This window comes from Gilvirhabdus luticola, assembly GCF_040117515.1.
GTDB classification, from domain to species: Bacteria; Bacteroidota; Bacteroidia; order Flavobacteriales; family Flavobacteriaceae; genus Gilvirhabdus; species Gilvirhabdus luticola.
In genome coordinates, this window is the sequence record NZ_JBEEEN010000003.1 from 135,443 (window position 1) to 150,253 (window position 14,811).

7 protein-coding genes are annotated in these 14,811 nt (G+C 33.2%); all 7 read left to right on the top strand.

The annotated features are described in order from the left end of the window. Window positions 1-2: 2 nt before the first annotated feature. The 7 genes from AAFP94_RS07675 to AAFP94_RS07705 all read left to right on the top strand — a co-directional run bounded on the left by AAFP94_RS07675 (window position 3) and on the right by AAFP94_RS07705 (window position 14,803). Window positions 3-2,216, top strand: a complete 2,214-nt coding sequence (locus AAFP94_RS07675; RefSeq protein WP_316661955.1) for a DUF4838 domain-containing protein — start codon at window positions 3-5, stop codon at window positions 2,214-2,216. Between the two features lie 256 nt (window positions 2,217-2,472). Beyond that, entirely contained in the window at window positions 2,473-5,613 is a 3,141-nt protein-coding gene (locus AAFP94_RS07680; RefSeq protein ID WP_316661956.1) for a SusC/RagA family TonB-linked outer membrane protein, read from the top strand. 12 nt (window positions 5,614-5,625) lie between these two features. Continuing rightward, complete coding sequence (locus AAFP94_RS07685; protein ID WP_316661957.1) at window positions 5,626-7,296, top strand: SusD/RagB family nutrient-binding outer membrane lipoprotein; 1,671 nt, start codon at window positions 5,626-5,628, stop codon at window positions 7,294-7,296. A gap of 146 nt (window positions 7,297-7,442) precedes the next feature. Next, the gene (locus AAFP94_RS07690) at window positions 7,443-10,769 is read left to right on the top strand and encodes a VCBS repeat-containing protein (protein WP_316661958.1); all 3,327 of its coding nucleotides are present in this window, start codon (window positions 7,443-7,445) and stop codon (window positions 10,767-10,769) included. A gap of 137 nt (window positions 10,770-10,906) precedes the next feature. Beyond that, entirely contained in the window at window positions 10,907-12,841 is a 1,935-nt protein-coding gene (gene nagB, locus AAFP94_RS07695; protein WP_316661959.1) for a glucosamine-6-phosphate deaminase, read from the top strand. Between the two features lie 89 nt (window positions 12,842-12,930). Beyond that, window positions 12,931-14,127 (top strand): glycoside hydrolase family 18 protein, encoded by a 1,197-nt coding sequence (locus tag AAFP94_RS07700; RefSeq protein WP_316661960.1) that lies wholly within the window; start codon window positions 12,931-12,933, stop codon window positions 14,125-14,127. 31 nt (window positions 14,128-14,158) lie between these two features. Then, window positions 14,159-14,803: a copper homeostasis protein CutC gene (locus AAFP94_RS07705; protein ID WP_316661961.1), complete on the top strand. Its 645-nt coding sequence runs from the start codon at window positions 14,159-14,161 to the stop codon at window positions 14,801-14,803. Window positions 14,804-14,811: the final 8 nt, after the last annotated feature.

Here is a 14,811-nt window from a genome sequence, read left to right on the forward strand (position 1 = left end):
TTATGAAAGTTATAAACCACACAAATTATATCTGTAGTTTTTTTATTCTGTTGTTTTTTCATTCATGTCAAGACAAAGACATTACTTTAATTAATAATAAAGAAGTTAATTGTGAGATTGTATTTTTAGGAGAAGCATCTAAACACAACTATCAATCCGCTGAAATTCTTCAAAAGTATCTTCAAAAAATAGCCGACGTTAAAATAGAATTAACCGATGAGAGCTCCCAAAATAAAATAAAACATAAAATATATGTTGGTAATGTTTTAGATGAAGATTTACTTGAACATGACGTTCAAATTAAAACTGAAGATAAAAATATAATCATTGCTGGAGGTTCAGACAATGCTTTAAGAAATGCTGTTTATGAGTTTTTAGAACGTTATTTAAATTGTAAATGGTATGCGCCAGATGTAGAGAGCATTCCTAATTCAAAATCAATTGTTCTGCCTTTAAATATAGATTATAAATACAATCCGGAAATTAAAACAAGAACGGTGCATTCTAAATTGTTTTATAATAACCACAGCTTCGCAGACAAGCACAAAGTAACATACGAGGCTTTTCCATTTTATGTGCCACAGGGCAGAGTGCATACTTTTCACAGATTTATTCCAGAAGAACAATTTTATAAATCAAATCCAGAATATTTTGCACTTCGTGGAAACAAACGCTTACCAACACAATTATGTTTAACCAACAAAAAGGTGTTGGAGATTGTTAAAGATTCTGTCCAAAGCTTATTTAACCGTTATCCAGAATCAAAAGTTATATCTGTAAGCAGTAATGATAATACACAGTATTGCGAATGTGATAATTGTAAAAGAATTGATGAAGAAGAAGAAAGTCATGCAGGTACAATGATTCGATTTGTGAATGATGTAGCAAAACAATTTCCGGATAAAACCATTTCAACTTTAGCTTATCAGTATACTAGAAAGCCTTGTAAAACAAAACCTTTAAAAAATGTATTGATTACCTTATGTTCGATAGAATGTGACCGAAGCGCACCAATAACAGAAAAATGTACCGATTTCGCAGACGATATTAAAGGTTGGAGCGAGCTAACAGATAACATCAGAATATGGGACTATACGACACAATTTACCAATTTTTTAGCCCCATTTCCTAATTTACATACGTTGCAGCCCAACGTCCAGTTTTTTAGGGACCATAACACCAAGTGGGTATTTGAGCAACATAGCCACAACCCTAGTGAGTTGTTCGAATTGCGCTCATATATCATGGCAAAACTGTTGTGGAATCCGGATGATAATTTACATGAAATTATAACTGAATTTACAAATGGCTATTATGAAGAAGCAGGTGTTTATATTACAGAATATGTTGATATGATTCATGAACAAATCAAAAATCACCCCGATTTCTTTTTGTTTTTATATGGAGATCCTTCACAAGCTTTTAATGCCTACCTAAATCCAGAATTATTAAAGCAGTATATAGTTCTGTTTGATAAAGCCGAAATTGCTGTGGCCAACAAACCTGAAGTTTTAACACGTGTAAAAGAAGCACGACTAGGGGTCGATTATGCTGTTTTAGAAGCGTGTAGAAAACAAATTTCAGATGACTTTGTTCTAGACCAAAATTCAAGGTCTCATATAGCAAACTTTGTAAGCACTTGCAAAGCAGCGAACATAACTTTAATGAATGAAATGGGCTATTCAGTTGACGATTATGGAAAAGCGTATTTAAAAACGGTTGAGGTTGCCTTAAAACCAAACAAGGCATCAGGAAAATCGGTAACGCTTTTAACCAAACCAAAAAAATATGCCAACGAGAATCCTCAAGCCTTAACCGATGGTGCCTTGGGTGGAGCCAATTTTTACTCAAACTGGTTAGGTTTTGAAGGTAATCATTTGGAGGCTATTATCGATTTAGAAAATCCTCAAGATATTTCAACAATTTCTACAGCATTTCTTCAAGTCACTAATCATATTGTTTTCTTTCCTGAACAAGTTGCTTACTATGGCTCAATTGATGGTGAAAATTACACAAAGCTTGGAGAAGTCATCAATAAATATCCGTTAAACAAAAAAAGCAAAATAAACGATATTCAATATTTTGACTTGAGTACTGAAACGTCTCAATTCAGGTATATAAAAGTAAAAGCAGATAATCTAAAAAAAGCGCCGTATTGGCATCACGCGGCTGGCTTACCTTCATGGATTTTTGCAGATGAAATCATTATCGATTAATCAGCAAATCAGTATAATATATTTATCAATACTAAATTTAAGTGTATTATTTTGAATAATAGATAAATTTATATTAATTTTCTCTAATATAAATGTGCAATATAGTTTTTTGATAAATAGCTTTTACGAAAACGTTTTTGTAATCATGTTCTTTAGCTTTTCAGCATGGTCATTGGTCGAAAATTTTTCAATTAGCATCACATTATTATAACATTTACATTACAGCTTAAATTAAAATTAACTAAAACTAAAATTTATGATTCAAAAATTACTAAAACTGGTTTTTGTGTTCCTTTTGTCGAGTTCGACACTTTTGGCACAAGAAAAAACGGTTTCGGGAACAATTGTTGACCAAAACGGATTTGGTGTACCTGGAGCAAACGTTGTTTTAGAAGGAACTTCAATTGGAAGTTCTTCTGATTTTGACGGCAATTATTCCATAGAAATTCCAAATGACGGTACATTGGTTTTTTCAAGTTTAGGATTTGCAACACAATCTATTTCAACTACTGGTCAAACCACGATTAATGTAACATTGATTGAGAGTGCTGAAGCCTTAAGCGAAGTAGTTGTAACTGCTTTAGGTATTAGCCGAGAAAGAAAATCACTTGGATACGCTGTGTCTCAATTAGATGGAGATGACGTTTCTTTGGTTAAAGAGACTAACGTAGCAAGTTCTTTGGCAGGTAAAGTTGCCGGAGTTGTAGTGTCTAAATCTACATCTGGACCTGGTGGTGGTACTCGTGTTGTTATTAGAGGTAATGGGTCCATTACTGGTAACAACCAACCTTTGTATGTAGTGGATGGTATTCCTATTAATAATGAGGCAAGAGTAGATCAAGGAGCTGCAGAATTTAGTGTAGTAGATCTAGGAACAGGAATTTCAGATATCAATCCTGACGATATTGAATCTATGTCGGTTCTTAAAGGCCCTAATGCAGCGGCACTTTATGGATCCCGTGCAGCAAATGGTGTAATCCTTATTACAACCAAAAAGGGAGCTTTAAACAAAGGTTTAGGTATAAGCTATACAACAAGCGCAATGTTTGATTCTCCGTTGGTATTGCCAGAATACCAAAACGAATATGGTAGAGGTGGAGATGGTAATTTCCCTGTATTAAACGATCCTAATGCCACATTGTTTCAAAATGTAAACACTGTTAAAGGATACAATTCTTGGGGACCGCAATTTGATGGATCTTCTCAATTAGAGTATAATGGAGAAATGAGACCTTATTCCGCGCAACCAGATAACGTAAAGGATTTCTTTGAAACAGGATCTAGTTTTGTTAACACGATTGCAGTAAGTAATGGAACTGAAAACTCTTCAATATTTTTCTCTTGGACAAATTCAGACATTCAATCTATCTTGCCTAACTCTGGACTTAAAAGAAACAATTTTAATTTGCGTGGATTTACTAAATTATCTGATAAGATGTCGTTTGATGGAAAGGTTACGTATTTTCTACAAGATGCGAAAAATAGACCAACGCAAGGGACCGAAGGTATTGGAGCATATTTATATGGTATGCCAAGAAACATTAGTTTGTCGGATTTAAGGGTGTATCAAGACCTAACAAGCCCAATTCATAATCATCCAGGTGCTGATGAAATTTCACCTTATGATGTTATTGCGCCTAATGTTGGAAATCCTTATTGGTTGATGTATCAAAATATCCAAGAAGACAATAGGTCCAGAATTACTGGTTTTGCGAAATTAGATTATCAATTCAACGATTGGTTATCAGCTTTTATTAGAGTAGGTACAGATGCTGGTAGTCATGACACTAAAAATGTTATTCCTCAAGGATATCACTTTTTTAGAACAGGACGTATTAATTATAGCCAAGTAGATGGTGCCGAAACAAATTATGATTTTTTGGTAACTTATGATAAAGATTTGAGTGAAAAATTTGATTTAACGGCAAGTGTAGGAGGTAATATGAGACATAATACTTTTATAGAATCCGGTTCATCAGGTGAAGATTTTAAAATTCCTGGAAAATATTTTCTGGATAATACAGATGGCGACTTAATTACAGCTAGTCAAGGAGATGAAATTAAAAAGAAAGTACATTCATTATATGGTCAAGCATCAGTGTCATACAATGATATGGTGTATTTAGACTTAACTGGAAGAAATGACTGGTCTTCTGCTTTAGCAGAAGAAAACAGATCGTATTTCTACAGCTCACAAAGTTTGAGTGTGTTATTACATAACATATTTGATTTAGGGGAAAAATTAGATTTTCTTAAAGTAAGAGGTAGTACCGCCAATGTAGGTAACGATACAGGACCACAACAAATTGTAGGGCTATTTAATGTTGCTGGTGATGGATATTTAGGTAATATTCAAGTAGATAGACCGAGCATCAGATTTAGTGAAAGCCTAAAGCCTGAAGACATAAGATCTACAGAAGTTGGTTTTGAATTTAGAATGCTGAAAAGTAGATTGTATGGAGATTTTTCATATTATTCGATCACAACCAAAGACCTAATTTTTGATGTGCCAGTTGACCCTGGTACTGGTTATGAGTTTTTTAGAGATAATGTAGGTAAATTAACCAACAAAGGATATGAGATATTGCTAGGTGGTAAACCTATTCAAAATGATAATTTTAGTTGGGATGTGTCTGCTAATATCTCACATAATGATAATAAATTGGAGAGTTTGATTGACGGACAAGATAACTTTACGTTCAGTTCGAGTAATGGAGGTATTGTTGATGTTAGAGCTCAAGTTGGAGGTGGATATGGTGATATTTATACAACCACCTGGAAACGTAATGACGCTGGTCAATTATTACTTACTGAAGAAGGAAGACCACAAGCAACTTCAGAGCGTGAAAAATTCGGAAATTACCAACCAGATTATACTGGAGGTGTAACCAATACATTTAACTATAAAAATTGGACATTAAACTTTTTAGTAGATTTCAGAATTGGAGGAGAAGTATTCTCATATACCGATTCTCAATTGGATGCCGCAGGTGTTACAAAGAATTCTTTACAGTATAGAGAAGGTGGAGTTGTTGTGGAAGGTGTTTATGATGAAGGAACCACTAACCCTGGAGCGACTAACACTACTAATATTAGTGGACAAGATTACTGGGGAGCAGTTAGCGGGATAGGTTCAGAGTATGTTTACGACCAATCTAATGCGAGATTAAGGGAGTTGAGTTTAACGTACCGAGTACCTAAAGAAATATTGGATAAAACGTTCATTAGAAATGCATCGTTAAGCTTTACAGGAAGAAATTTATTTTTCTTATGGAAAAAAACTGATAACTTTGATCCAGAATCAAGCTATTCGACTAACAATTTTAGTCAAGGAGTTCTATTCTATGCTTTACCAACGACAAAGAGTCTTGGTTTAAGCTTAAATGTTAACTTTTAAAAAATTGATACTATGAAATATTTTAAATTTTTGATGTTAGTTTTACTTTCAGTAGTAGCTATATCATGTACAGACGACTTTGATGAGATCAATACCAGTGAAACTGGTTTTACTGCGGATGAGGTAAGTGCGAAGTTCTTTTTGACAAGTGCTCAAGTTAGATTATACGCACCAGATCGTTTTCCTTATTGGAGAGCACATCTAATCCATTCTGACAGATTTGCAGGACATTTTACTTTTGGACATAACGCCTCTTGGTGGTCTGATGGTTTAAGTTATTCCTATAATGGTGGTTATACAGATGCAACTTATAATTGGTTAGCTAATCACTTTGGGCAAATTAAAGGCTTTGCTGATTTAACAACAGTTGGCGGTGAATTTGAAAATCAATACATGTATGCCATGGCTCAAATTATGAAAGGCTTATACTTCCAAATGTATACAGATACTTTTGGGATGGTACCTTACAGTGAAGCTGGCATAGATGGTATTTTGACACCGGTTTATGATGCTCAAAAAGATATCTACAAAGGAATTATTGCTGAACTAGATGCGGCCATGGCGACCATTGGTGATGCTGAAAAAACTGGTGTTGGTGTTGACGATGCTGGTTCTAATGACATCTATTGTGGCGGAGATTTGCAACAATGGAAGCGTTTAGCAAATACCTTAAAATTAAGAATAGGTATGCGTGCTTTAGGATCTCCTGGTGACGACTTTGCAAGTGCTGCAATAAATTCAGCACTATCTGCACCACTTTTAGATGAATCTACTGGTAGTGTTGTGATGAAAAAAGATTTCGTCATTAGTGAATGGGCATCAGCATCTTATGGAGATATGTGGCATGACTTCGGTACAGGCGGTGCTGCTAATTGGACTATGGGTGCTACCTTAATAAATACGCTTAAGGATAGTAATGATCCAAGGCTAGCTGCTTACGCAATTCCAGCTAAAGGAGGATCGTTTGCATTTACAGATGATGATAGTGATCCAAATTTCCAACAAAGATTAGACTTTACGATTGCCGCACTTGATGCGTCTAGCGCAGATTATACAGTTACAGTTAATGATAATGTAACAACTCTAGATGTTCCTGCAGGACAGTATATTGGACAGCCAACCAGAACCAATGGAGATACGTATCCTTTTATGAGATACGATATGTTTAGCTTACCAAGTGGAGCAGTAACTCATAAAAGAGGAACACAAGTTGATGCTTATCCCGAAATTATTTTGACTAGCGCTGAATCCTATTTCTTACAGGCTGAAGCAGCGGTTCGTGGTATGGGATCTGGAGATGCTAATTCACTATTCCAATCTGGTATTAGAGAGGCCATGAAATTATGGAATGTTTCTGGAGATGACTATATAGCAAATGAAGATTTAGCGGATATTTCTGTAGGAACTATGGATGAAAAACTTGAGAAAATTGCTATACAAAGATGGCTTGTAAGTTATACTGATGGTTTTGAAGCTTGGGCAGTGGTTCGAGATACTGGTTATCCAGCTGAACTTGCTGCAGGTGTTTCTAATCCTACTATTTTTGAATTAGGAACATTAAATGGTGCTTATCCTCAAAGGTTGCGCTATGGAAGTAATGCACAAGCTAATCCGAATTATAGTGCTGCAATATCAGCTCAAGGACCTGATGAGCAAGCAACAAAACTTTGGTTTGCTCAATAAGATTTAGTAATAAACAATTGAATTGGTTTTTTCAAAAGAGGTTAGTTTTTATAGCTAACCTCTTTTATTTTAGAAGATACTCTTGTAATCTCTAAATAGAATTACAAAGAATATCAAAAATTATTAAATTAGTTAAAAAATTATCGGTGAAGACTTTAAATTATACTTTATATATTGCGTTAAGTATCGCTTTTCTTTTGATATTTTCCTGTAAAAAGAATGTTGAAGAATCATCATCATATTTATTTGATGTTGTAAGTAGTGACCATACCAATATTCATTTTAAAAATACGATACCAGTAAATAAACTTACAAATTCTTTTATTTATGAATATGTTTATAATGGTGGAGGTGTTGCAATAGGAGATATAAATAATGATGGTCTTGATGATATTTATTTTACTTCAAATCTTGAGGATAATCAATTGTATCTTAATTTGGGAAACCTTGAGTTTGACAATATTACCGAACTGTCTAATACAAAAGGAAAAAGAGGTTGGGCAACTGGAACCAACATGATAGATATTAATAATGATGGTCTTCTGGATATTTATGTGTGTAGGTCAGGACCTTATCCAAAACCAACGTATTTAGCTAACGAATTATTTCTTAACAAAGGGAACAATGCAGATGGTATTCCCGTATTTGAGGAATCGGCAGAACTTTTTGGTTTGGCAGATAGAAGTAACTCTATTCAGTCTGCTTTTATAGATTTTGATTTAGATGGTGATCTAGATATGTATTTGATGAATCATAACCCACAAACTTTTTCATTGACAAATAAAACAGATGCATTTTCACCTCTTGGAGATAAATTTTATGTAAATGAAGATGGGAAATATATAGATAAAACAGCAGAAGTAGGTATTTATTCTAATTCTGTTTCTTATGGATTAGGAGTCGGCATTTCAGATTTAAACCTAGATGGATGGCCAGATATTTACATATCCAATGATTATGATGAACCCGATTATATGTATATCAATCAAAAAGATGGGACTTTTAGTGAGGTGATTAAAAAAGCTACCAATCATATTGCCAATTTCTCTATGGGAAATGACATTGCAGATTTTGACAATGATGGTTATATGGATGTAATGACATTAGATATGGTTTCAGAAGATAATTATGGAATGAAAACCAGCATGGCGAGTATGAATCCAGAGAAGTTTAATAAAAATGTTGAAGCTGGCAAGCATTACCAATATATGTATAATGTGTTATTAAAACATAGTACTCATATAGATAGTTTGGGAATTCCATTTTATTCTGATATAGGTCAAATAGCTGGAATTTCAAATACAGATTGGAGTTGGGCACCTTTACTCGCAGATTTTGATAATGACGGGTTAAAAGATCTTTTTATTACTAACGGAATAAAAAAAGACTTTAGGAATAAGGATTACTATAACATGATGAAAAAATATAGAAGTGAAAACCCTGATGCACTATCTAACGAGAAAAAAATCACGTACCTTCTAGAAGAGATGCCATCAAGACCCCATAAAAATTATTTTTATAAAAACGATGGCGGATTAACGTTTAAGAATACTTCAGATATTTGGATGCAAGATCCATCAAAAACACTTTCTAATGGTGCTGCCTACGCAGATTTAGACAATGATGGAGATTTAGATTTAGTAATCAATAATGTTGATGAAGAAGCCTTAATCTTGAGAAACAATACGAATGAAACATCTAACCATATTAATTTTGAGTTTAGAGGACTACCAAAAAATTCAATGGGAATAGGTGTGAAAGCCATTATTTATGCAAATAATCAACAGCAGGTTTTTGAGAACTATTCTGTAAGAGGTTACCAGTCTTCTGTGCCACCTAAAATTTATGTTGGGTTAGGAGAGATCTCTAAAGTTGACTCTGTTCAAATTTATTGGCCAAATCATAAAGTACAGAAACTATCAAGCCCAGAAATTAATAAACTAATTACTATATATTATGCCGAAGATAAAGTCGTACAAGTTTCAAACACAGGAAAAGAAAATACTCTTTTCACTTTCTCAAAAGTATTATCAAATTTAAAGCATATAGAGAATGACTATGACGATTACAAAGAGCAAGTGCTTTTACCACATAAAATGTCTCAATTTGGACCAGCAATAGCAGTTGGAGACATTAATTCGGATGGGTTAGAAGACATTTATTTTGGACAGAGTACAGGATCTGTTTCATCAATATTTATTCAAAATTCAAATGGTGATTTTAAAGAAATTCAAACTTTTGAGGAAGATGCAATTTATGAAGATATTGATGCTGAATTTTTCGATTTCGATAAAGACGGTGATTTAGACCTTTATGTTGCTAGTGGCGGAAACGAATTTGAGCCAAATTCTCAAAATTACGCAGATAGATTATATGAAAATAAGAATGGAATATTAATAAAGCGTATGGATTTACTTCCAAGCGATTTACGCATTAGTAGTTCAAGAATTCGAATAGCAGATTATGACAATAATGGATATCCAGATTTATTTGTTGGAGGAAGACTTATACCACATGATTATCCAAATCCGGAAAGTAGTTACATATTGAAAAATAATAATGGACATTTTGAAGATGTAACTCAATTAAGTGCTCCAGGTCTTATTAACATTGGATTGGTTACAGATGCTACTTGGACTGATTTTGATAGTGATGGCGATTACGATCTTTGTCTTGTTGGAGAGTGGATGCAACCTACATTTTTTGAAAATGACAATAATATTCTAAATAAAGTAGAATTTGAAAACTTTGAAAAGTTGTCAGGATGGTATTATTCAATTAAGGCAATAGATATTGATAATGATGGTGATGAAGATTATATTGTGGGAAATTTAGGTGAAAATTATAAGTATAAAGCAAATAGTACAGAACCATTTGAAGTTTATTATCATGATTTCGATGACAACGGAAGAAGAGATATCGTACTTAGTTATTATAATTTCGGTGAATTATTTCCAGTAAGAGGTAAATCTTGTTCAACAGAACAAATTCCCGACATAAAGAAAATAATACCAACCTATGACCAATTTGGAAAATCTACCGTTGCAGATATTTATGGTGAAGAAAACCTTAAAGAGTCTTTACGTTTGTTAAGTTATAATTTTAAAAGTGGAATTTTGAAAAACAATGGGTCAGGAAATTTTGAATTTATTAATCTACCTGAAATTGCTCAAATATCTTCAGTAAATGATATACTTATTTATGATGTAGACCAAGATCAAGATTTGGACATTATTTTAGCAGGAAATTTATTTACTTCAGAGATTGAAACCCCAAGAAATGATGCAGGTTATGGAATGGTTTTGGTTAATGAAGGAAATTTTAATTTTAAGCCCATAAATGTTAATTATAGTGGTTTGTTTTTACCCAATGATGTCAAAAATTTGCGGTTAATCAATATAAAAAATAAACCTCATATTTTAGTTGGAAACAATAATGATGTCATACAAGTACTTAAACTTAATATTCAATAAGAAATAAGTAACAAAGTATTATTTGTTGTAACTTTTTATTTTTTCGAATTTTTATTTGCCCACGTTGGTTATTCGTCGAAATTCTTATAACATTAGTTAAAGAGAGCTTAATTTTGAGATTATAAAATTTTAATACAATGGTTACCAATATACAGTTTAAAAATTTAGATGATATTAGTTACAAAGAAGCAGGGATCTTTGAGAATACACGATTCGAAAAAATCCATAATATTGTATTTGATGACTCAAATTGTGGTTCTAAAATAGTAGCAAAAGAAATTGCAGATCTTATTAGAGAAAAACAATCTAAAAATAAAAAATGTGTTTTAGGTTTAGCTACAGGCTCATCACCTATAAGAGTTTATGACGAGCTAGTAAGAATGCACAAGGAAGAAGGATTGAGTTTTAAAAATGTTGTTACTTTTAATTTAGATGAATATTTTCCAATGTCTGAAGATAATGAGCAAAGCTATCATTATTTTATGCATGATCACTTATTCAATCATATAGATATTTTAAAAGAAAATATACATATCCCAAAAGGAGATATTGATTCGGATAAGATATTAGACTTTTGTATTGATTATGAAAAGAAAATTAAAGATTATGGTGGTTTAGATTTTCAATTATTGGGTATTGGTAGAACAGGGCATATCGGTTTTAACGAACCCGGTTCTCATAGCAAATCAAGAACAAGGTTAATTACATTGGACCATGTCACGAGAACAGATGCAGCATTTTCATTTTTAGGTTTGGATAACGTTCCCAAAAGAGCTATTACTATGGGAATAGGAACTATAAAGGAAGCCAAACGAATTGTTTTATTAGCTTGGGGAGAAAATAAAGCATCAACTATTAAAGAGACCATAGAAGGAGAAATTTCATCTCATGTCCCAGCAACTTATCTTCAAGGTCATAATAACACAACTTTTGTTCTAGATAAAGGTGCAGCTTCTTTACTTACTCAATATCATACACCGTGGTTAGTTGGCCCTTGTGATTGGAATGAAAACCTTACTCGACAGGCTATTGTATGGTTGTGTAAACTTACTTCGAAGTCTATTTTGAAATTGACTGATAAAGACTATAACGATAATGGCATGGAAAGCCTTTTGGCTCAAGAAGGCAGTGCTTATTATTTAAACATAAAGAACTTTAATATTCTCCAGAACACAATTACAGGTTGGCCTGGCGGTAAACCAAATGCAGATGATTCACGGAGACCGGAAAGAGCATTACCAGAACGAAAAAGAGTGATCATTTTTAGTCCACATCCTGATGATGATGTTATTTCAATGGGAGGAACTTTTGATAGATTGGTTGAGCAAGGACATGACGTTCATATCGCTTATCAAACATCAGGTAATATAGCGGTTTCAAATTATGAAGCTATGAAGTTCGCAGAGGTTGGTCTGGAATTAGATTCAAAAAATAAGTTGTTTAAGAGCATTGTGGATTTTGCTCATAACAATCTAACGTCTGAATTAAACACACCAGAACTATTAAAAATAAAAGGTATTATTCGCCAGAAAGAGTCTTTAGCAGCAACAAGATATATTGGTATCCCTGATGATCATGTACATTTTCTTAATTTACCTTTTTATGAGACCGGAAAAATCAAGAAAAACGTTTTAAGCCAACCAGATATTGATTTAATGGTTGATATCATTAGTCGTATTAAGCCTCATCAAATTTATGCGGCAGGTGATTTGGCGGATCCTCATGGAACGCATAGAGTTTGTTTAAATGCACTGTTTAAAGCACTTGAAGCAATCAAACACAAAGAATTTATGAAAGATTGTTGGGTTTGGCTTTATCGTGGAGCTTGGCATGAATGGGGAATACATGAAATAGACATGGCAGTCCCAATGAGTCCAGATCAAGTAGCTAGAAAGAGAAGAGCAATATTCTTCCATCAGTCCCAAAAAGATAATGTTATGTTTCAAGGAGATGATGCCAGAGAATTTTGGGTAAGAGCTGAAGAACGAAACAAGGAGACAGCAACAAAGTACAGAGCACTTGGCATGGCAGATTATGAAGCCATGGAAGCTTTTAAAAGACACTTCTATTAGGGTAAAAATTGAGCCATAATATTTTATTTTTCTTTATTAAGAAGATATAATTATTTTGAGAATTTTCAACTAATTCTAAACACTGAAATATGAAAAGTTTGAAATGTTTTGTTTTTTTCTATTTAATATTATTGATATCGTGTAATAAAAAAGAGAAAACTTTAGATAAAAAAGAACATTCAATTAGTGTTATGGCCTATTATGTGCCAAAACAGGATTACCCAATAAATCAACTTCCATTAAATAAATTAACACATATAATATTTTCTTTCAGCAAGGTTATTGACGGTGAGATGAAATTTAATAATCAAGAGAATGATTCATTACTTCATGAGGTTGTAAAACAACGAGAAAAACATCCTGATTTAAAAGTCATGATAGCTTGTGGCGGTTGGGGCGCTGATGGTTTTTCAGATATGGCTAGCACCGCAGATAACAGACAAAAGTTTGTAAAAAGTTCAATAGATTTTGTAAAGAAATATGATTTAGATGGTATTAATATAGATTGGGAGTACCCTACTATTCCAGCAGCAAATACAGGTGCTAGAGTTGAAGACAAACAGAATTTTACGCTGTTGATGAAAGAATTACGGCAAGAATTGAATACTTTGGAAAGAACTCAAACACTAACATTTGCATCAGCTGGTTGGGAGAGATATTATGACAATATTGAACTCAATGAAGTTATGCAAAATGTTGATTATATGAATATTATGACTTATGATCAGGTTGGAGGATCCTCACCATTTACAGGACATCATACACCTTTGGGACTGATTATGGAAGAAGATATTATTGATACACCATTATATGTTTATCTCCAAGAGAAAAAAGTTCAAATGGAGAATAGTGGTAGAAAATTTGAGCCAAGGTCAGCTGAAAGGATAATTGATTATTGCATTGATAAAGGCGTAAAACCTGAAAAAATAGTTATAGGAGCTGCTTTTTATGGCAGGGCATGGAAAGGTGTTCCTCCAGAAAACAATGGCCTTTATCAGCCTAATAAAGGTGCATATATTGGCTGGAGTTCTTATAGTCAAATACGTAAGGAATTTGAAACCAATAAAAACTATCAACGGAATTGGGATTCTATTGCTAAAGCTCCATACCTCTTTAGTGCCAATGATAGCATTTTCATATCCTATGATGATACTTTATCGGTAAAATTAAAAACAAAATATGCTATAAATAAAAATCTGGGAGGCATTATGTTTTGGCAATTGACTAATGATACAAAAGAGGAGAAAAGTCTGTTACAATCAATTTATGATGCTGCAAAAGAATAAGAATAATCAAATTTGATTTCATATCTGGTTAATGGAATATATCAAGGAAGCTTGTGTTGAAGGAATACAACAAGCTGTTAATGCAGAAAGGTTTGGTGCTCATAGAATTGAATTATGTAACCATTTAGAGGTTGATGGACTTACTCCAGAAATAAGTACTATTAAAGAGGTTAAAGAGCATTTAAGCATACCTATTAGGGTAATGATAAGACCTAGAAGTGGAGATTTTGTTTATACCAATGAGGAATTGAGGTTAATGAAAGAGCAAATCAAAGCATGTAAAACATTAAAAGTTGATGGAGTGGTTTTTGGTATTTTGAATTCCGATAACACCTTGAATATAGAAAAGATAAAAATTTTAACTCGATTAGCTTATCCATTAAAAGTTGTTATTCATAAGGCCATTGATTTGACGCCTAATGTATGTGAATCTTTGCAGGAACTAATGACTATAAAGGGTGTTAATACAGTACTGACATCTGGAGGACATAGTACCGCAGAGAAAGGGAAACACGTTTTAAAAAAAATGGTTGAATTATCAGAGAATAAATTAGAGGTGCTTCCAGCTGGAAAAATTGATAATCAAAATATAAATGAGTTACACAAATTTGTAGGTGCTAGAGCCTATCACGGAAAAAAAATAGTGGGAAGACTTGATTTAACCACTCAAATCTAAAATTATAA